This is a genomic window from Pseudomonas sp. L7, assembly GCF_046605565.1.
Classification (GTDB): domain Bacteria; phylum Pseudomonadota; class Gammaproteobacteria; order Pseudomonadales; family Pseudomonadaceae; genus Aquipseudomonas; species Aquipseudomonas wayambapalatensis.
This window is the reverse complement of the sequence record NZ_CP176784.1, coordinates 478,141-497,500: the sequence shown is the minus strand read 5'-3', so window position 1 is coordinate 497,500 and position 19,360 is coordinate 478,141. Positions and strand designations below refer to the sequence as shown.

Below are 19,360 nucleotides of genomic sequence, written 5' to 3'. Positions count from 1 at the left end.
CGGTCTTGGCCGGGTCGAGAATCTTGAACACTTGCTGCTTATAGGTTTCGGCGTTGTCCAGAACCTGCTCGCGGGTCAGCGGCGGGCGCGTGGCACTCTTGCCGCTAGGGTCACCGATCATGCCGGTGAAGTCACCGATCAGGAAGATCACCTGATGCCCCAATTCCTGGAACTGCCGCAGCTTGTTGATCAGCACGGTGTGACCCAGATGCAGGTCAGGAGCCGTCGGGTCGAAGCCAGCCTTGATACGCAGCGGCTGGCCGCGCTTGAGCTTCTCCACCAGTTCCGACTCGACCAACACCTCTTCCGCACCGCGCTTGATAAGCGCCAGCTGCTCTTCAACCGACTTCATAGACAGACCCGCAAGGCTCAGATTCAAAGGGGACCAACCATACAAGATCGGCCGTCAAATACAAGTTTCGCAACGGAATGTGACCCGGAAGGCGCCTTGCGGCGTCTACGCGCCCTTGCGCGAAAATGGATTTGGTTATATTTTATACAGTTATTTCATCTTCATCATGTCATTCATCTTTTCCACCGTGTTTTTCAGCGTATTCAGTCACCTTTTTCATTCACTTTTTCAAAGTCACCTCATCTATGACCAACGACACGCCTAAAGCGCCCCCGCTTTATCCGAAAAGCCATCTGTTGGCCGCCAGCGGCATCGCCGCCCTGCTCAGCCTGGCCTTGCTGGTATTTCCTTCCAGCGACGTAGAAGCGAAGAAGACCACCCTCAACCTCGAGCTCGAAACCCCGGCCGAGCAACTCAAAGACGAATCCAAGGCCGCACCGCTGGTGCAGTCCACCGAATCCGCCGGCTCGCCCTTCGCCCAGATCGAAGGGGATGAACCCGCTACAGAACAGGCCGCCGGACAGCCGCAACCCGTCGCGCAGGAGAAGGCGCAAGACAAGGCCCCCGGTCATCGCGAAGTCGTGGTCGCCCGTGGCGACACCCTCTCCACACTGTTCGCCAAAGTGGGCCTGCCCGCCAACGTCGTGCATGACGTTCTGGCCAGCGACAAGCAAGCCAAGCAGTTCAGCCAGCTGAAACACGGCCAGGTGCTACAGTTCGAACTGGACAAGGACGGCCAACTGGCCAGCTTGCACAGCCAGGTCAGCAACCTCGAAAGCATCCGCCTGAACAAGACCGACAAGGGCTACGCGTTCGAACGCGAAATCACCAAGCCCCTGGTGCGAACCGCCTACGCCCATGGCGTCATCAAGAGCTCGCTCTCGGCCTCGGCCCAACGTGCCGGTCTTTCCCACAGCCTGACCATGGATATGGCCCGCGTGCTGGGCTACGACATCGACTTCGCCCAGGACATCCGCCCTGGCGACGAATTCGACGTGGTATACGAACAGAAGGTCATGGATGGCAAGGTGATCGGCACTGGCAACATCCTCTCGGCGCGTTTCACCAATCGCGGCAAGACCTACACCGCCGTGCGCTACACCAACAAGCAGGGCAATACCAGCTACTACACCGCTGACGGCAACAGCCTGCGAAAGGCGTTCATCCGCACACCGGTGGACTTCGCCCGCATCAGCTCGCGCTTCTCCGCCGGGCGCAAGCACCCGATCCTGAACAAGATTCGCGCCCACAAAGGTGTCGACTATGCAGCGCCTCGCGGCACGCCGATCAAGGCAGCCGGTGATGGCCGCATCGAACTGGCCGGCCGCCGCGGCGGCTACGGCAACACAGTGATCATCGCCCACGGCAACACCTACAAGACCCTGTATGGCCACATGCAAGGCTTCGCCAAAGGCATCAAGACCGGCAGCAACGTCAAGCAGGGCCAGATCATCGGCTATATTGGCACCACCGGTCTCTCCACTGGCCCGCACCTGCACTACGAGTTCCAGGTCAACGGCGTCCATGTCGACCCGCTGAGCCAGAAGGTGCCGATGGCCGATCCGATCGCCAAGGCCGAGCGCCAGCGCTTCATGCAGCAAAGCCAACCCCTGATCGCTCGCATGGATCAGGAAAAGGCCACGCTGCTCGCCGCCAACAAGCGCTGATCCATGGCGTTCTACCTGGGGGTGATGTCCGGCACCAGCCTTGACGGCCTGGACATTGCCCTGATCGAACAGTGTGAGCAGCCACGGTTGCTCGCCACCTGCTACCTGCCCATGCCCTCCGACCTTCGCCAGGACCTGCTGAGCCTCTGTGCCAGTGGCCCCGACGAGATCGCACGGGCAGCGCTGGCCGAAAATCTCTGGGCCAGCCTTGCTGCAGAGGGCATCCGGCAATTGCTGGCCGAGCAGAAACTCGAGCCCAGCGCCATCCGCGCCATCGGCAGCCACGGCCAGACCATCCGCCACGAACCAGCCCGCGGCTTTACCGTGCAGATCGGCAACCCGGCATTGCTCGCCGAGCTGACCGGCATCTGCGTGGTGGGTGATTTCCGTCGCCGCGACGTGGCCGCAGGCGGCCAGGGCGCACCACTGGTCCCGGCCTTCCACGAAGCCTTGTTCGCCCACCTGGGGCAGCGCCTGGCAGTACTCAACGTCGGTGGCTTCAGCAACCTGAGCCTCATTGCCCAAGACACGCCAGTGCATGGCTTCGACTGCGGCCCGGGCAATGTGCTGCTGGATGCGTGGATCGAGCGCAAGCGCGGCCAGACCTTCGACGCCGATGGCGCATGGGCGGCAAGCGGCAAGGTGCAGGACGAATTGCTGGCAACGCTGCTGAGCGATCCGTTCTTCGCCGGCAATGGCCCCAAGAGCACCGGGCGCGAGGTATTCAACCTGCCCTGGCTCGACGCTCACCTGGCAAGGCTGCCGCGTTATCGCGACGAAGACGTTCAGGCCACCCTGCTGGAACTGACCGCCCGCAGCATCACCGATGCCTTGCGCAATGCCCAGCAAGGCACCGAAGCCCTGATGGTCTGTGGCGGCGGCGCACGCAATGGCACCCTGATGAATAGGCTGGCCGCCCTGCTGCCGGCCGCGAAAGTGACCAGCACCGATGCCCAAGGTATTGACCCGGACTGGGTCGAGGCGATGGCATTCGCATGGCTGGCTCATTGCTGCCTCGAAGGCATCCCGGCGAACCGCCCAAGCGTCACGGCGGCCAGAGGGCTGCGAGTGCTGGGCGCGATCTACCCGTCCTGATCGACAGAAACGAAAACGCCGCGCAATTGCGCGGCGTTTTCGTTGAAGCCGGACTCAGATCGAGAACGACGAACCGCACCCGCAGGTGGTGGCGGCATTCGGGTTCTTGATCACGAAGCGCGAGCCTTCCAGACCTTCCTGGTAGTCCACTTCAGCACCGGCCAGGTACTGGAAGCTCATTGGATCGACGACCAGCGAAACGCCTTCGCGCTCGACAATGGTGTCGTCATCGGCCACGTCTTCATCGAAAGTGAAGCCGTACTGGAAACCCGAGCAACCGCCGCCTGTGACGAACACACGCAGCTTGAGGCGATCATTGCCTTCCTCGGATACCAGGGTCTTCACCTTGTGCGCAGCCCCTTGGGTAAACTCCAAAGCGGTGGGGGTGAAGGTTTCGACGCTCATGTTGGTTCTCCCGGCGTAAGCCGCCATAAAACTCGATGACGCGCATTATCCGCTTCTCCGAGAAAATTGGTCAAGAATTGTGCGGCTTTGGTCGAGACAAACCAAAAGGCCCGCACGGGGCGTGCCTTTTCACCTGCTTGACGGTTAAGGCAGCAGCCCCGCGTGGGAAAGGCCCATGCGCTCATCCAGCCCGAACAGGATGTTAAGGTTCTGTACTGCCTGGCCGGACGCGCCCTTGACCAGATTGTCGATCACCGACAGCACCACCACCAGATCACCACCCTGCGGGCGATGAACGGCAATACGGCAGACGTTGGCGCCGCGCACGCTGCGCGTCTCTGGGTGGCTGCCGGCCGGCATCACGTCGACGAACGGCTCGTTCGCGTAGCGCTTTTCGAACAGCGCCTGCAGGTCAACCGAGGTGTCGACCACATTCGCGTAGAGGGTGGCGTGAATACCGCGGATCATCGGGGTCAGGTGAGGTACGAAGGTCAGGCCGATATCCTTGCCCGCCGCCAGGCGCAGGCCCTGGCTGATTTCCGGCAGGTGACGGTGGCCTTTGACCGCATAGGCCTTCATGCTTTCGCCAGCCTCGCAGAACAGCGAGCCCACTGCAGCACCGCGGCCTGCGCCACTGACACCCGACTTGCAGTCGGCAATCAGGCGCGACGGATCGGCCAGACCCGCTTCGAGCAGTGGCAGGAAACCAAGCTGGGTCGCAGTCGGGTAGCAGCCTGGCACGGCGATCAGACGCGCCTGGCGGATCTTCTCGCGGTTCACTTCAGGCAGGCCGTAGACGGCATCCTTGAGCAGTTCCGGCGCGCCATGCGGCTGGCCGTACCACTTGCCCCACTCGACGGCGTCCTGCAGACGGAAGTCGGCAGACAGGTCGATGACTTTGGTCCCGGCGGCCAGCAGCTCGCCGGCCAGGGCATGGGCAACGCCATGCGGTGTGGCGAAGAACACCACATCACAGGCACCGAGAGTCTTGCTGTCCGGGACGCTGAACTGCAGGCCGTCATAGTGGCCGCGCAGGTTCGGGTACATGTCGGCCACCGCGACACCCGCCTCGGAGCGCGACGTGATGACCGCTACCTCGGCCTGTGGGTGCTGTGCCAGCAGGCGCAACAGTTCGACACCGGTGTAACCCGTGCCGCCGACGATACCGACCTTGATCATAACGCTTGCCCCTCATCAACGAGACCACTGGAAAGCGCACGATAATAGGGTTACGTGACGCCTGTAACAACTCTTGGGTACCCCTTCGCAGTGCCGGACCACTACTATCTGACCACCGTGAAAACCTGAAGGAACTCCCCCATGCTCTATCTCTGGATCAAGGCGCTGCATATCGTCAGCGTGGTCTGCTGGTTCGCCGGCCTGTTCTACCTGCCGCGCCTGTTCGTCTACCACGCCCAGAGCCAGGACAGCATCAGCCAGGAACGCTTCGTCACCATGGAGCGCAAGCTGTACCGCGGCATCATGAACCCGGCGATGATCGCAACCTACGTGTTCGGTATCTGGATGCTCTACCTGACGCCCGGCTGGCTGAGCCAGGGCTGGCTGCACGCCAAGCTGACCCTGGTGATCCTGCTGACCGGCTACCATCACGTATGCGGCGCACAGCGCAAACGCTTCGCCGCCGGACAGAACACCCGCAGCCATGTGTACTACCGCTGGTTCAACGAAGTACCGGTGCTGATCCTGCTGGCCATCGTAATTCTGGTGGTGGTCAAACCGTTCTGAGCATAACCCCTGAGCGAAGGAGCCTTGCCATGTCCCTGCCTGCAACACTCGAACACCGCCTGCGACTGCCCGTGGTCGCCGCGCCGATGTTCCTGATCTCCAATCCGCAGCTGGTACTGGCTTGCTGCGCCAACGGTGTGGTGGGTAGCTTTCCGGCGCTGAACCAGCGCGACAGCGCCGGCTTCAAGGCCTGGCTGGAGGAGATCGAGGCGGGCCTTGCGCAATTGCAGGCAACTGCGCCTTATGCCGTGAACCTGATCGTGCACCCGAGCAACCCGCGCCTGCAGGCCGACCTCGCCCTGTGCGTGGAGCACCGGGTGCCGATCGTGATCACCAGCCTGGGCGCTGCGAAGGAGGTGGTAGACGCGGTGCACGGCTATGGCGGCCTGGTGTTCCACGATGTCACCACCCGTCGTCACGCCGAGAAAGCCGCCGAGGCCGGCGTTGATGGCCTGATCGCCGTGGCTGCGGGTGCCGGCGGTCATGCCGGGACCTGGAGCCCCTTCGCCCTGGTCGCGGAGATTCGCCAGTTCTTCGACAAGACCCTGCTGTTGGCCGGTTGCATCAACCACGGTCACGAAATCCTCGCGGCACGTCTGCTCGGCGCGGACCTCGCCTACATGGGCACACGCTTCATCGCCACTCGCGAGAGCCAAGCCCAAGGTGCCTACAAACAAATGCTGCTCGATGCTCACGCCGCCGACATCGTCCACACCCCGGCGGTCTCGGGTGTGCCGGCCAGTTTCCTGCGCCAGAGCCTCGAGCAGGCCGGTTACGACATGGCCGCGCTCAAGCACAACCTGGGCGAGGTGAAGCTCAAACCGCTGGATGAAGAGGCCAAGGCCTGGAAAACCGTGTGGTCGGCGGGCCAGGGCGCGGGCGGTATCCATGACCTGCCCGATACGGCAGCGCTGATCGAGCGCCTGCGTGACGAATACCGAGCCGCCCAGCTTCGCACCGCTGAACTGGCGCGCTGAAGCCCTGCAAAAGACCACAACAGCCCCAGCCAAGCTGTACACTAGGCGCCCTCTTCCGCCCCCAGGAGCCTTGCATGACCCGTTACGCCATGATCACCGGAGCTTCCAGCGGCCTGGGCCTGGCCCTGGCGGAGGCCCTGGCGCGGCGCGGGCGCAACCTGATCCTGGTGGCACGCCACCGCGAAACCCTTGAGCCAATCGCGGTCGAGCTGACCCAGCGCTTCGGCGTCGAGGTCTTGCTGCGCGCCTGCGACCTCAGCCAGCCTTTGCGCCTCTCGGGGTTCGTACTCGAGCTGGAAGAGGGCGAGCGGCGCATCGACCTGCTGGTCAACTGTGCCGGGCAGCGCACCTACGGGCCCTTCCTGGCCCATGAGTGGGCCGACGAACAAGACCTGCTGGAGGTCAATATCCTCGCCCTCACCCGCCTGTGCCACGCCATCGGCAACCTGATGGCGGTGCACGGTGGCGGCCAGATCCTCAACGTGGCCTCACTGGCCAGCGCCGCGCCGGGTCCGTGGATGGCGTGCTACAGCGCCAGCAAGGCCTATGTACTGAATTTCTCGGAAGCCCTGCGCGAAGAACTGCGTCGTACCGGGGTCAAGGTGTCGGTTTTGTGCCCGGGCCCGATCCACTCGGCAAAACGACACATCCCGCGCCTGGAGGGCAGTTCGCGCTGCCTGAGCGCCGAAGAAGTGGCGCTCTACACCGTGCGCGCGCTGGACAAGAACCGCGCCCTGATCATGCCGGGCCGACGCAATCGCTGGCTGGCCTTCGCCCCACGCCTTCTGCCGCGCTGGTTGAGCCGCAAGCTGGCGGGCGTGATCCATCGTCGCTACTGCCCGATCGGCGCCGAATGACCTCTGTCCGAGCAGCGCCTCGCTGAGTACACTGCGCTTCGACCCTCACCAAGGAGCAAGTGACGTGGACGATCTATTCCTCAAGATCATCAACCGGGAAATCCCGGCGGATATCATCTACGAAGACGACCAGATCCTGGCCTTCAAGGATATCGCCCCTGCAGCGCCGGTACATTTTCTGGTCATCCCGAAAAAGCACATCCGGACCCTCAACGACCTGACCGAAGAGGACAAGGCCCTGGCTGGCCACATCCTGTTCACCGCCCAGCGCCTGGCCGTCGAGCAAGGCTGCGAGGAAGGTTTCCGTGTGGTCATGAACTGCAACCCCAAGGGTGGGCAGACGGTCTACCACATTCACATGCACGTGCTCGGCCAGCGTCAGATGAACTGGCCGCCGGGCTGACCCAAGGCAAGCCCATCCGGCATGATTGAGTTAAACTGTCGGGCATCACTTTAGTGGAGGTGCCCGATGGCTACCGAACGTCACTATTCGCCGCTCGACCGCTTGTTGCTGCAGGCTGATACCGCCATGCGCACCCTGCTGCCCTTCAGCGGCCAACCTTCCCGTCCCTCGCCTGCGATCATCCAGCCGGATGCCGAGCTGGACGAGTCCCAGACCCGCCATATTGCCGGCCTGATGCGCATCAACCATACCGGTGAGGTCTGCGCCCAGGCGCTCTACCAAGGTCAGGCCCTGACCGCCAAGCTGCCGCAGGTACGCAAGGCCATGGAGCATGCCGCCGAGGAAGAAATCGACCACCTGGCCTGGTGCGAGCAGCGCATCCGCCAACTGGGCAGCCACCCAAGTGTGCTCAACCCGCTGTTCTACGGCATGTCGTTCGGCATCGGTGCCCTCGCCGGCCTGGTCAGCGACAAGGTCAGCCTGGGCTTCGTCGCCGCCACCGAGCACCAGGTCTGCAAGCACCTGGACGAGCACCTCGAACAGATCCCCGAAGAAGACGAAAAATCCCGCGCCATCCTCGAACAGATGCGCGTCGATGAAGAGCAACACGCCGAATCCGCTCTGGAAGCCGGCGGCTATCGTTTCCCGGCCCCGGTGCGTTTCGGCATGAGCCTGCTGGCCAAGGTGATGACCAAGAGCACCTACCGCATCTAGGACCCACCGATGACCGAGCGCTTCGATGCCAAGGATCTGGCCAGCGCGGTAAGCGCCGGCGTCCTCCAGCCAGGCCAGGATCGGGCACTGCTCGAATTCCTGCGCCAGCAACCGCAGCAACAGGGCCGGTTCCAGTTGGCCCATGTCGCCTTCTACTTCGGCGCACTGCTGATCATGGCGGCCATGGGCTGGCTGCTCACCGAGGCGTGGATGCGCATTGGTGACTCGGCCCTGCTCGCCATCGCCCTGCTCTATATCGCCAGCCTTACCCTGTTCGCCCTGTCACTCCAGCGCCGCGGGCAGGCCATTGCCGCCGGGGTTCTGGCCGCCGTCGCCGTGAGCATCGTACCGCTGGCAGTGTTCGCCCTCGAACGCCTGCTCGGCTGGTGGCCGCTGGATGACGTGCAGTTCGACTACCACCAGTACTACACCTACGTGCAAGGCGGCTGGCTGCTGATGGAAGCGGCAACCGTCGTCGCCGGGCTGGCGATGCTGCGCCTGGTGCCTTTCCCCTTCATCGTGATGCCAATCGCGGTGGCCCTGTGGTTCATGTCCATGGACCTCAGCGAATGGTTCTACGGCGAAGTGTTCAGTTGGGAGCAGCGCCAGAACGTCTCGGTGTGGTTCGGCCTGCTGTTGCTGGCCGCGTTCCTGGCGGTGGACGGTCGCACGCGCCGCGACTACGCCTACTGGGGTTACCTGGCAGGGCTTCTGGCCTTCTGGGGCGGGCTGACTTCGATGAACAGCGACAGTGAAGTGGGCAAGGCGCTCTATTGCCTGATCAACCTTGGCTTGATGGGATGTGCAGTGTTGCTGCGCCGCCCGATGTTCATGGTATTCGGTGCCATGGGCGTGGCTGCGTACCTGGGCTACCTGTCGTATGACGTGTTCGCCGAGTCGCTGCTGTTCCCGGTGGTGATCACATTGATCGGGCTTGGCGTGATCGGCCTGGGCCTGGCCTACCAGAAGCGTCGTGAACGACTGAGTCAATCGTTGCGGGCAAAACTGCCGCAATGGCTACTGGACGCGCTGCCAGCCCTGCGTGACTGAAAACCGGGGCCGCCAGGCGGCCCCACAGTCTCAACCCAGCTCCACGATCTCGTAGCCATGGGTGATTTCCACGCCCGCCCGATCAAGCATGATCGAGGCCGAGCAATATTTCTCGGCCGACAGCTCCACTGCCCGCTTGACCTGCGCTTCCTTCAGCCCGCGGCCTTTGACCACGAAATTCAGGTGGATCTTGGTGAACACCTTCGGATCTTCGCTGGCTCGCTCGGCCTCAAGGAAGGCTTCGCAGCTTTCCACCGCCTGTCGGGACTTCTTCAGGATGCTGACCACATCGAAACTGCTGCAGCCACCCAGGCCGAGCAGCAGCATCTCCATCGGGCGTACGCCCAGGTTACGACCGCCAGCCTCGGGAGGACCGTCCATGACCACGACATGCCCACTCCCCGACTCACCGAGGAACATGGCCTCACCGGCCCACTGGATGCGCGCCTTCATCTATCCGGACTCCTGATTTCGTAAAAGGCCGTCAGCTTAGACCTTGTAGCGCCGTCGGAAAAGCTCAAGACGTTAGGGTTTCATGCCGATAAACCCAAAGTGTCTGATAAGCTGACGCCAAATCACTGGCGCCCTCTGTCAGTAACCTCCTACAAAATGCCTCTGCGTCGCTCGAACAGGATTTCGTGATGGTAGCCTCAGCACTCCCTGCCAAGATCAAGAATATCGACAAGCTGCTGGTGCACTGCCAACGCCGCCGCTATGCCGCCAAGAGCAACATCATCTGCGCCGGCGACCGAGCCGAGACGCTGTCGTTCATCGTCAAGGGTTCGGTGACCATCCTGATCGAGGACGACGAAGGTCACGAGATGATCATCGCCTACCTCAACAATGGTGATTTCTTCGGTGAGCTGGGGTTGTTCGAACCGGCGGGCCCCGAACAGCAGCGCAGTGCCTGGGTACGGGCCAAGACCGAATGCGAAGTGGCCGAGATCAGCTACGACAAGTTCCGCGAGCTGGCCCGCCACGATCCGGACATTCTCTACGCCCTTGGCAGCCAGATGGCCCAGCGCCTGCGCAACACCACGCGCAAGGTCGGCGACCTGGCCTTCTTCGACGTCACCGGCCGCGTCGCTCGTTGCCTGCTCGACCTGTGCAAGCAGCCAGATGCCATGACCCACCCCGACGGTATGCAGATCAAGATCACCCGTCAGGAAATCGGTCGGATCGTCGGCTGCTCGCGCGAGATGGTCGGCCGCGTGCTCAAGGATCTCGAGGAACGCAGCCTGGTGCAGGTCAAGGGCAAGACCATGGTGGTCTACGGCACCCGTTAATCCTTGGGCAGCGCCGCGATCACCTCGGCGTAGGCCTGGGACAGCCGTTCGAACCAAGGGACTGCGGGCGCCACTTCATGCAAGGCAATATGGCTGTCGGCACGGCAGCGTTGCTCCAGCCCACAACATTCGTTGAAACGATTGACCGCCGCCACCATCGACTCACGCTCGTTGTCCAGCAGCAGCGCCCCATGCACCAGCACCACCGGGCGCTTGCCGCCCAGCCCCTGGCGCCAGCGCTGGGCAGTGCCGACCAGCTTGCGGCCGTTGAGATTGACGTTGTAGCGACCATCGCAGAACGCACCGTCGATCTCCCCGACCGACGCCACACCACCCCATTCGCGCAAGACATCGCAAAGCGGCAGGCACAAGCGCTCGTATGCGTTCTCGATGCGTCCGTGATCGCCTTCGCTGCGCGGTGCGACGTAGACCAGCGCCACGTTCACCGTCGAATGGGATTGCGGCACGGGTTCACCACCGGTTTCACGCAGCAGCACGGGCCAGCCGGCAATCGCCAGCTCCGCACAGGCAGCTTCGAAATTATCGAGCCGGCTCATACGCCGTGGCATGACCAGCGCATGGTCGGTGGGGCGCCAGAAGAGCACACCAGATTCACGCTCGCCACGGCAGACGGCGGCGAGCAGCTCCTGTTCGGCGTGCAGGCCCTGCTCGACGGTGAGGGCCAGGGGTTGATCGGTCATTGATCCACCTTGGAAGTTAGGTCCACTTGCCCACGAAAGGGCCAGAACAGGCATACAAAAAAGCCGGCATCAAGCCGGCTTCCTTATCTTGATCAGTCCAGAGGCTGAACAGTCTTCTTCACCTGATCCGGGAAGAACAGCCGCTGCAGTTCCAAGCCCGGCTGCTCGGCCCGCATGAAGGCCTCGCCCACCAGGAACGAATACACTTCGTTGATTTCCATCAGCTCCACGTCGGCGCGGTTGAGGATACCGCTCTCGGTGATCGCCAGGCGGTCACGCGGAATGCGCGGCAGCAGGTCGAGTGTGGTATCCAGGCTGACCTCGAAGGTGTGCAGGTTGCGGTTGTTGACCCCCACCAGCGGCGTGTCGAGGGTTTTCAGCGCGCGCTCCAGCTCATCGCCATCGTGCACCTCCACCAGCACATCGAGACCGACATCCTTGGCAGTGGCGGCAAGCTCGGCCATCTTCACATCGTCCAGTGCCGAGACGATCAGCAGCACGCAGTCGGCGCCCAGGGCGCGGGCTTCGACGATCTGGTAGGGATCGACCATGAAGTCCTTGCGGATCACCGGCAGCGACACGGCGGCGCGCGCCTGTTGCAGGTATTCGTCAGCGCCCTGGAAGTAATCCACGTCAGTGAGTACCGACAGGCAGGTCGCGCCGCCCTTCTCGTAGCTGACCGCGATTTCCGCAGGCACGAAGTGCTCGCGGATCACGCCCTTGCTCGGCGAGGCCTTCTTGATTTCAGCGATGACCGCCGGCTGCTTGCGCTTGGCCTGTTCGATCAAGGCGTTGGCAAAGCCGCGCGGAGCATCGGCGACCTTGGCCAGACGCTCCAGCTCGGCGAGGCTCACGCGCGCGCTGCGCTCGGCCACTTCCTGAAACTTGCGGGCGATGATTCTTTCCAGCACCGTCGGTACGCTCATGCTCCGTTCTCCTGCTTGAATACCGCGGTAAAGGCGCCCAGCTCCTGGAGTTTTTCCCAGGCAAGGCCGGTGTGCAGTACATCGTGGGCGAGTTCGACGCCCGATTTCAGGCTCATCGCGTGGTCGGCGGCATACAGCGCGGCGCCGGCGTTGAGCACGATCATTTCGGCAGCTTTCTGGCCATTTTCGGTCTTGCGGCGGCCCAGGGCGTCACGGATCAGCGCCAGCGAAGCCTGCGGATCCTCGACCGCCAGGCCGTGCAGGCTCTGGCTCTTCATGCCAAGGTCTTCCGGTTCTACCCAGTACTCGGTGATCTCACCGTTCTTCAGTTCCGCGACGAAGGTCGGTGCGGCCAGGCTGAATTCGTCCAGGCCATCCTTGGAGTGCACCACCAGCACATGCTTGCTGCCCAGGCGCTGCAACACTTCGGCCAGCGGGCGGCACAGGGCCTGGGTGAACACGCCAACCACCTGGTGCTTCACACCGGCCGGATTCGTAAGCGGGCCGAGCATGTTGAAGAGCGTGCGCAGGCCCAGGTCGCGACGCGGGCCAGCGGCATGCTTCATTGCGCTGTGGTGAGTCTGGGCGAACATGAAACCGATCCCCAGGCTGTCGATGCAGCGGGCCACCTGTACCGGCGTAAGGTTCAGGTAGATGCCGGCCGCCTCCAGCAGGTCGGCGCTGCCGCTCTTGCCGGACACCGCGCGGTTGCCGTGCTTGGCCACCGGGCAACCGGCCGCGGCGAGCACAAAGGCCGAAGCTGTGGAGACGTTGAAGATGTTGGCCCCGTCGCCGCCGGTGCCGACAATGTCGACCACGCCGTCGAGGCTCTTGAGCTCGACCTTGTCGGCCAGCTCACGCATGACCGAAACAGCACCAACGATCTCGTCGATGCTTTCGCTCTTCATGCGCATGCCCATCAGGAAGGCGCCGATCTGCGCCTCGGTGCATTGCCCGGTCATGATCTGACGCATGACATCGCGCATTTCTTCTGTGGACAGGTCCAGGTGGCCGACGATGCGGCTCAGCGCGCTCTTGATATCCATGATCGGTCCTTAGCGGCGGCCGCCGGTCTGCTTGAGGAAATTGGCGAACAGCTCGTGACCCTGCTCGGTGAGGATGGACTCGGGGTGGAACTGCACCCCTTCGATGTTCAGGGTCTTGTGACGCAAGCCCATGATCTCGTCGACCGAACCGTCTTCATGGGCAGTCCAGGCGGTAACTTCGAGGCAGTCCGGCAGGGTTTCGCGCTTGACCACCAGCGAATGGTAGCGGGTCACGGTCAACGGGTTGTTCAGGCCGGCGAACACGCCCAGGTCGCGGTGGAACACTGGGCTGGTCTTGCCGTGCATTACCTGGCGGGCCCGCACCACGTCACCGCCGTACGCCTGGCCGATGGACTGGTGACCCAGGCACACGCCGAGGATCGGCAGCTTGCCGGCAAAGTGCAGGATGGCCTCGATGGAAACGCCTGCCTCACTGGGCGTGCAAGGGCCAGGCGAGACGACGATGCGCTCCGGGTTGAGGGCTTCGATCTGAGCGATGGTCAGTTCGTCGTTGCGAATGACCTTGACCTCAGCACCCAACTCGCCGAGGTACTGGACGACGTTGTAGGTGAAGGAGTCGTAATTGTCGATCATCAGTAACATCTGGGGGCAACCTCTTGAATCTACTGACTGTGCTTTCGAACCTTCCTGCGTCGGCCATGGGCGCGGTTCTGCCGCGACGGCGAAACTGGAACGACAGGAGGGCAAACGGGGACGGGCCGGACAGGACCGGCAGGAGAAAGAGTCAGGCGCGCCAACGCCAACGGGCGTGAGCCTTGATAACGCGCATCAGGAGTTTGCTGACGATCAACACGGGGTAGTTCTCGCTCATACGTCCCGGCACAGTAGCCTACCGCGACGAGAGGCGCAATACGCCGTAAATACCGGGAAACGAACGGACCGCGCGCTTTTTTGCTAAGGTCTTCGGGCTTGTCTCCATAAAAACAATGAAAAGGAACTTCACACATGCGACAGCCACCTTTCCTGCGCACGGCCCTGTGCCTGCTCACCCTCGCCTGCAGCCAGGCCATGGCAGCACCCTCGCCATACTCTTCGCTGATCGTGTTCGGCGACAGCCTCAGCGATGCCGGGCAGTTCCCTGACCTCACCGGTGGCACCGAGGGCCGACGCTTCACCAATCGTGATGCCAATGGCAACTTCGCCCCGGTATCGCCAATGATCCTCGGCGGGCGCCTCGGCATCGACCCGGACCAGCTCAACCCGTCGACCTCCCTGGGAATTCGTCCGGACGGCAACAACTGGGCAGTCGGCGGCTACCGGACCGACCAGATCCTCGACTCCATCACCGACTCTTCCGAGCTGATCGTACCGCCGGGCAACCAGGGAGCCGGGACCGTCCTGCGCGAACGCCCGGGCTACCTGGCCAATGGCCTGCAGGCCGATCCGAATGCCCTTTATTACATCACCGGCGGCGGCAACGACTTCCTTCAAGGCCGCGTCAACAGCGCCGCCGATGCCGCCGCCGCAGGTGCGCGCCTCGCCGCCAGCGCCCAGGCCCTGCAACAGGGCGGGGCGCGCTACATCATGGTGTGGCTGCTGCCCGACCTGGGGCAGACCCCGAACTTCAGCGGGACACCACAGCAGGGGCCGCTGTCGCAGCTCTCGGGCGTGTTCAACCAGTCGCTGCTCAACCAATTGCGCCAGATCGACGCTGAAATCATCCCGCTGAACATCCCCACCCTGCTCGGCGAAGCACTGCGCAGCCCGGCAGAATTCGGCCTGGCCGCCGACCAGAACCTGGTCGGAACCTGCTACAGCGGCGACGGCTGCGTGCAAAACCCGGTCTATGGCGCCAACGGCACCAACCCCGACCCGACCCGCTTGCTGTTCAACGACTCGGTACACCCGACCATTGCCGGCCAGCAACTGATCGCCGACTACGCTTACTCCATCCTCGCCGCCCCGTGGGAACTGACGCTGCTTCCGGAAATGGCCCACGCCAGCTTGCGTGCTCATCAGGATGAGCTGCGCAACCAGTGGCAGACACCCTGGCAGGCGGTCGGCCAGTGGCAAGCCTTCGTCGCCACCGGCGCCCAGGACCTGGACTTCGGCAGCCAGCGCAGTTCGGCAAGTGGCGATGGCCGCGGCTACAACCTGACCCTCGGCGGCAGCTACCGGCTCGATGATGCCTGGCGCGTCGGTCTGGCAGCGGGCGTCTACAGACAGAAACTGGAGGCAGGCCAACAAGACTCGGACTACAAGCTCGACAGCTACCTGGCCAGCGCCTTCGCCCAGTTCCGCCAGAACCGCTGGTGGGCCGATGCGACGCTGACTGCCGGCCACCTGGACTACAGCGACCTCAAGCGCAGCTTTGCCCTCGGCGCCAGCGAACGCACCGAGAAAGGCGACACCGATGGCGAGGCCTGGGCCATCAGTGGACGGCTGGGCTACAACCTGGCCGCCGACGAGAGCCGTTGGCAACTGGCTCCGTTCATCAGCGCCGACTATGCACGGGTCAAGGTCGATGGTTATGACGAGAAGAGCGGTCGCTCGACGGCTCTGAGCTTCGATGATCAGGAGCGCAAGTCCCGCCGACTGGGCGCGGGCCTGCTGGGCACTGTGCAGGTGCTGCCAAGCACGCGGTTGTTCGCCGAGGTCGCGCGCGAGCACGAGTTCGAGGATGACCGCCAGGACCTGACCATGCACCTGACCACCCTGCCGGGCAACGACTTCACCCTGGCCGGCTACACGCCGCACAGCAACCTGACCCGGGCAAGCCTGGGCCTCAGCCATGAACTGGTGCCGGGGGTGAACCTGCGGGGGAACTACAACTGGCGCAAGAGTGATGAGCTGCGTCAGCAGGGCGTCAGCCTGGCGGTGAGCCTGGACTTTTGAGGGTTAACCCATCGCGTGGCCAGCCCGCTCCTACAGAAATAGCAGTGAACCTGTAGGAGCGGGCTGGCCCCGCGATGGGCTGCACAGCAGCCCCCTCACACCACCAAAAAAAACGGCGCTCACCAGAGCGCCGTTTCTTCATCCATCAGCCGCGCGGCGTCTGCTCGGCAAGCGCCACGGCCCGGAACATTGCCCGCCGCTTGTTGATGGTCTCTTCCCACTCCAGTGCCGGCACCGAGTCGGCAACGATGCCGCCACCGGCTTGTACGTGCAGCTCGCCGTCCTTGATCACCGCAGTACGGATGGCAATGGCGGTGTCCATGTTGCCGTTCCAGGCAAAGTAACCCACTGCACCACCATAGACACCGCGCTTGACCGGCTCCAGCTCGTCGATGATCTCCATCGCCCGGATCTTCGGCGCGCCCGACAAAGTGCCAGCCGGCAGGATCGCACGCAGGGCGTCCATCGCCGTCAGCCCCTCGGCCAGCTCACCGGTGACGTTCGAGACGATATGCATGACGTTCGAATAACGCTCGATCACCATTTTCTCGGTCAGGCGTACGCTGCCCGTGGACGACACGCGCCCTACATCGTTGCGCCCCAGGTCGATCAGCATCAGGTGCTCGGCGATTTCCTTGTCGTCCGACAGCAAGTCGTCTTCCAGGGCGCGGTCGGCCTCTTCGTTGGCGCCGCGCGGGCGGGTGCCGGCGATCGGACGTACGGTGACCAGATTGTCCTCGACCCGCACCAGCACTTCCGGCGAGCTGCCGACCACATGGAAGTCGCCGAAGTTGAAGAAGTACATGTAGGGCGTCGGGTTGAAGCAGCGCAGCGCCCGGTACAGGTCGATGGGCGCAGCCTTGAAGTCGATGGACATGCGCTGCGACGGCACGACCTGCATGCAGTCGCCAGCGAGGATGTACTCCTTGATCCGCCCGACCGCATTCTCGTAGTCGTCCCGGGTGTAGCTGGAGCGGAATTCAGGCTCAGCGGCCATCGGCCCGCTGAGGTCCAGTCCCCGACGCGGAGTGATCGGCTGGCGCAGCGTGTCGAGCAAGCCCTCCAGACGCGCCTTGCCCTGCTCGAAGGCCTGCTCCTCAGACGGGTCGACCAGCACGATCGCATGCATCTTGCCGGCCAGGTTGTCGAACACCACCACGGCGTCGGAGACCATCAGCAGGATGTCCGGCACCCCCAGCGGATCCGGGTTCGGACAGCCGCCCAGGCGCTTCTCGACATAGCGCACGCAGTCATAGCCGAAATAGCCGACCAGGCCACCATTGAAGCGCGGCAGGCCTGGAATGTCGGCGACCTTGTAGCGGTCCTTGAACGACTCGACGAAGGCCAGTGGATCTTCGACCTCGTGGCTCTCTACCTCGACGCCATCGTGCAGGATGCTCACACGGTAGCCGTGCACGCGCATCACCGTGCGCGAAGGCAAACCGATCATCGAGTAGCGCCCCCACTTCTCCCCGCCCTGCACGGACTCGAGCAGATAAGAGTTGGCCTGGTCGGCAAGCTTCAGGTAGATCGACAGCGGCGTATCGAAGTCGGCCAGGGTTTCACAGGCCAGGGGAATGCGGTTGTAGCCGGCAGCGGCCAGGCGCAGGAATTCTTCGCGGGTCATGGGTAGCCTCGTGGCAAGCAGCAATGGGTTCGGGCAAGCGGACGGGCCGGCAGGCGCCGGCGAGCGGGAGTCAGGCGCGCCAGCGCCAACGGGCCAGGGCCTTGATGACTTTCATCCAGAATTTGCCGGTAACACCCACAGTGGAGTCTCTGTCTTGGGAGGCTTGAAGGTCCGCCCACGTTATCCCAGTGTCGGTGACTAAGCAACCGGGCAGCAGCAGGCGCAGATCGTCGAGTACCAGGCTCGGTGATTCCTCGTCGATCGGCCGGCCGTGGTTGTAGCCGTAGGTCAGGCCGACGCTCTTGACCCCCGCGGCCCTGGCCGCCTGCACGTCACTGCGCGAGTCGCCGACGAACAGTGACTGCTCGGGCGCGATGCCGGCCATCTTCATGACGAACAACAGCGCCGCCGGGTCGGGCTTTTTCTGTGGCAGGGTGTCGCCGCCGATGATCCAGCGGAAGTAGCGACCGATCTTCATCTGATCCAGCAACGGGCCGACAAAGCGTTCGGGCTTGTTGGTGATCAGCGCCATCTCCACGCCTTGCTTGCGCAACCAGCGCAAGGTGTCGCGCACGCCCGGGTAGACCACGGTCAGCTCATGGCTTTCACCATAGGCTTCCATGAACAGTGCCAGCGCACGCTCGGCCAGCTGCGCATCGACGGCGTCGTGCTCGATGCCGCCGGCCAGGGCGCGGCGCACCAGCACCTCGGCACCGTTGCCCACCCACTGGCGCACGGCGTCCAGCCCTGCGGGCGGGCGCCCGAGTTCGAGCAGCATGCGGTCCACGGCGGCGGCCAGGTCCGGTACCGAATCGATCAACGTACCGTCCAGATCGAACATCACCAGCCTGGGCAGCGTCCCCGGGAACAGCTGCTCGAAGCCACTCATGGGCGGGCCTGGGCCAGTTCGGCACGCATCTTGGCGATCACTTCCTGGTAGTCCGGGGCGTTGAAGATCGCCGAACCGGCCACGAAGGTGTCGGCGCCAGCAGCGGCGATTTCGCGGATGTTGCCGACGTTGACGCCGCCATCGATCTCCAGGCGGATATCACGTCCGCTGGCATCGATCAGCGCGCGGGCCTCGCGCAGCTTGTCGAGGGTGCCGGGGATGAACTTCTGCCCGCCGAAGCCTGGGTTGACGCTCATCAGCAGGACCATGTCGACCTTGTCCATCACGTATTTCAGGGCGTCCAGGCTGGTGGCCGGGTTGAATACCAGGCCGGCCTTGCAGCCGCCGTCCTTGATCAGTTGCAGCGAACGGTCGATGTGTTGCGACGCTTCCGGGTGGAAGGTGATGTAGGTCGCGCCGGCCTCGATGAAGTCGCCGATGATGCGGTCGACCGGGCTGACCATCAGGTGCACATCGATCGGCGCGGTCACGCCGTACTTGCGCAGTGCCGTGCAGACCATCGGGCCGATGGTCAGGTTAGGCACGTAGTGGTTGTCCATGACATCGAAGTGAACGATGTCGGCCCCGGCGGCCAGAACCTTGTCGACGTCCTCACCCAGGCGGGCGAAATCGGCGGAAAGAATGGAGGGGGCAATAGCGTAGGGCTGCATGGCGCACCTATGTGGTGGAAATCACGGTGGCGCGCATTGTAACTCAGGGAAGTGGACGGGGGCTGATTGGTATCAATTGGTGTCGAGCAGTG

General features: G+C 63.5%; 21 protein-coding genes (1 of these 21 cut by a window edge). 10 read left to right on the top strand and 11 right to left on the bottom strand.

Features of this window, described 5'->3' with window-relative positions:
• On the bottom strand, window positions 1-352 hold the start of the coding sequence (gene tyrS, locus ACK3BK_RS02315; RefSeq protein WP_411383671.1) for a tyrosine--tRNA ligase. It extends 848 nt beyond the left edge of the window; 352 of the gene's 1,200 nt are visible here — the first part of the coding sequence; it begins with the start codon at window positions 350-352; its stop codon lies beyond the left edge, outside the window.
• 245 nt (window positions 353-597) lie between these two features.
• On the opposite strand from tyrS, the gene ACK3BK_RS02310 reads away from it, so the two are divergent.
• Both ACK3BK_RS02310 and ACK3BK_RS02305 read left to right on the top strand, forming a co-directional pair.
• Window positions 598-2,019: a peptidoglycan DD-metalloendopeptidase family protein gene (locus ACK3BK_RS02310; protein WP_288375688.1), complete on the top strand. Its 1,422-nt coding sequence runs from the start codon at window positions 598-600 to the stop codon at window positions 2,017-2,019.
• Window positions 2,020-2,022: 3 nt separating this feature from the next.
• Window positions 2,023-3,114: an anhydro-N-acetylmuramic acid kinase gene (locus ACK3BK_RS02305; RefSeq protein WP_411383670.1), complete on the top strand. Its 1,092-nt coding sequence runs from the start codon at window positions 2,023-2,025 to the stop codon at window positions 3,112-3,114.
• Window positions 3,115-3,168: 54 nt separating this feature from the next.
• Here the strand turns inward: ACK3BK_RS02305 and erpA are convergent, their stop codons facing one another.
• Both erpA and argC read right to left on the bottom strand, forming a co-directional pair.
• On the bottom strand, window positions 3,169-3,519 hold the full coding sequence (gene erpA, locus ACK3BK_RS02300; protein WP_186667571.1) for an iron-sulfur cluster insertion protein ErpA: 351 nt from the start codon (window positions 3,517-3,519) through the stop codon (window positions 3,169-3,171).
• A gap of 144 nt (window positions 3,520-3,663) precedes the next feature.
• A complete protein-coding gene (gene argC, locus ACK3BK_RS02295) occupies window positions 3,664-4,698 on the bottom strand; it encodes an N-acetyl-gamma-glutamyl-phosphate reductase (protein WP_063542462.1) in 1,035 nt (344 codons plus the stop codon).
• A gap of 141 nt (window positions 4,699-4,839) precedes the next feature.
• Here argC and hemJ point away from each other — a divergent pair, with 141 nt between their 5' ends.
• From hemJ to ACK3BK_RS02265, 6 genes are all read left to right on the top strand, one after another.
• Window positions 4,840-5,265, top strand: coding sequence for a protoporphyrinogen oxidase HemJ (gene hemJ, locus ACK3BK_RS02290; RefSeq protein ID WP_186709560.1), 426 nt, complete (start codon window positions 4,840-4,842; stop codon window positions 5,263-5,265).
• A gap of 29 nt (window positions 5,266-5,294) precedes the next feature.
• Window positions 5,295-6,242: an NAD(P)H-dependent flavin oxidoreductase gene (locus ACK3BK_RS02285; RefSeq protein ID WP_411383669.1), complete on the top strand. Its 948-nt coding sequence runs from the start codon at window positions 5,295-5,297 to the stop codon at window positions 6,240-6,242.
• A gap of 74 nt (window positions 6,243-6,316) precedes the next feature.
• Window positions 6,317-7,099 (top strand): SDR family NAD(P)-dependent oxidoreductase, encoded by a 783-nt coding sequence (locus ACK3BK_RS02280; RefSeq protein ID WP_186667568.1) that lies wholly within the window; start codon window positions 6,317-6,319, stop codon window positions 7,097-7,099.
• 64 nt (window positions 7,100-7,163) lie between these two features.
• Window positions 7,164-7,502, top strand: a complete 339-nt coding sequence (locus tag ACK3BK_RS02275) for a histidine triad nucleotide-binding protein (protein ID WP_003255518.1) — start codon at window positions 7,164-7,166, stop codon at window positions 7,500-7,502.
• Window positions 7,503-7,568: 66 nt separating this feature from the next.
• Complete coding sequence (coq7, locus tag ACK3BK_RS02270; RefSeq protein WP_112897195.1) at window positions 7,569-8,216, top strand: 2-polyprenyl-3-methyl-6-methoxy-1,4-benzoquinone monooxygenase; 648 nt, start codon at window positions 7,569-7,571, stop codon at window positions 8,214-8,216.
• Between the two features lie 9 nt (window positions 8,217-8,225).
• Window positions 8,226-9,266, top strand: coding sequence for a DUF2157 domain-containing protein (locus tag ACK3BK_RS02265; RefSeq protein WP_186709558.1), 1,041 nt, complete (start codon window positions 8,226-8,228; stop codon window positions 9,264-9,266).
• 30 nt (window positions 9,267-9,296) lie between these two features.
• Here ACK3BK_RS02265 and ACK3BK_RS02260 read toward each other — a convergent pair whose 3' ends face one another.
• Entirely contained in the window at window positions 9,297-9,719 is a 423-nt protein-coding gene (locus ACK3BK_RS02260; protein ID WP_028689009.1) for an OsmC family protein, read from the bottom strand.
• Window positions 9,720-9,907: 188 nt separating this feature from the next.
• On the opposite strand from ACK3BK_RS02260, the gene crp reads away from it, so the two are divergent.
• Complete coding sequence (crp, locus tag ACK3BK_RS02255) at window positions 9,908-10,552, top strand: cAMP-activated global transcriptional regulator CRP (RefSeq protein WP_054925379.1); 645 nt, start codon at window positions 9,908-9,910, stop codon at window positions 10,550-10,552.
• On the opposite strand, the gene ACK3BK_RS02250 is transcribed toward crp, so the two are convergent.
• The 4 genes from ACK3BK_RS02250 to ACK3BK_RS02235 all read right to left on the bottom strand — a co-directional run bounded on the left by ACK3BK_RS02250 (window position 10,549) and on the right by ACK3BK_RS02235 (window position 13,828).
• Window positions 10,549-11,253, bottom strand: coding sequence for a biotin/lipoate A/B protein ligase family protein (locus ACK3BK_RS02250; RefSeq protein ID WP_186720097.1), 705 nt, complete (start codon window positions 11,251-11,253; stop codon window positions 10,549-10,551). The two genes, crp and ACK3BK_RS02250, sit on opposite strands and share 4 nt — an antisense overlap.
• A 92-nt stretch (window positions 11,254-11,345) precedes the next feature.
• Window positions 11,346-12,179 (bottom strand): indole-3-glycerol phosphate synthase TrpC, encoded by an 834-nt coding sequence (gene trpC / locus ACK3BK_RS02245; protein ID WP_186667565.1) that lies wholly within the window; start codon window positions 12,177-12,179, stop codon window positions 11,346-11,348.
• Window positions 12,176-13,225: an anthranilate phosphoribosyltransferase gene (gene trpD / locus ACK3BK_RS02240; protein ID WP_186667564.1), complete on the bottom strand. Its 1,050-nt coding sequence runs from the start codon at window positions 13,223-13,225 to the stop codon at window positions 12,176-12,178. The genes trpC and trpD overlap by 4 nt, the downstream gene beginning before the upstream one ends.
• Window positions 13,226-13,234: 9 nt before the next feature.
• The gene (locus ACK3BK_RS02235) at window positions 13,235-13,828 is read right to left on the bottom strand and encodes an aminodeoxychorismate/anthranilate synthase component II (protein WP_186667563.1); all 594 of its coding nucleotides are present in this window, start codon (window positions 13,826-13,828) and stop codon (window positions 13,235-13,237) included.
• A gap of 363 nt (window positions 13,829-14,191) precedes the next feature.
• On the opposite strand from ACK3BK_RS02235, the gene estP reads away from it, so the two are divergent.
• On the top strand, window positions 14,192-16,081 hold the full coding sequence (gene estP / locus ACK3BK_RS02230; protein WP_411383668.1) for an esterase EstP: 1,890 nt from the start codon (window positions 14,192-14,194) through the stop codon (window positions 16,079-16,081).
• A 145-nt stretch (window positions 16,082-16,226) separates the two neighbouring features.
• Here the strand turns inward: estP and trpE are convergent, their stop codons facing one another.
• The 3 genes from trpE to rpe all read right to left on the bottom strand — a co-directional run bounded on the left by trpE (window position 16,227) and on the right by rpe (window position 19,268).
• The gene (gene trpE / locus ACK3BK_RS02225; protein WP_411383667.1) at window positions 16,227-17,708 is read right to left on the bottom strand and encodes an anthranilate synthase component I; all 1,482 of its coding nucleotides are present in this window, start codon (window positions 17,706-17,708) and stop codon (window positions 16,227-16,229) included.
• 70 nt (window positions 17,709-17,778) lie between these two features.
• Window positions 17,779-18,597 carry a phosphoglycolate phosphatase gene (locus ACK3BK_RS02220; protein ID WP_186667561.1) on the bottom strand — a complete coding sequence of 273 codons (819 nt, stop codon included), beginning with the start codon at window positions 18,595-18,597 and terminating at the stop codon, window positions 17,779-17,781.
• Window positions 18,594-19,268, bottom strand: a complete 675-nt coding sequence (gene rpe, locus ACK3BK_RS02215) for a ribulose-phosphate 3-epimerase (protein WP_054892234.1) — start codon at window positions 19,266-19,268, stop codon at window positions 18,594-18,596. The genes ACK3BK_RS02220 and rpe overlap by 4 nt, the downstream gene beginning before the upstream one ends.
• Window positions 19,269-19,360 lie beyond the last annotated feature (92 nt).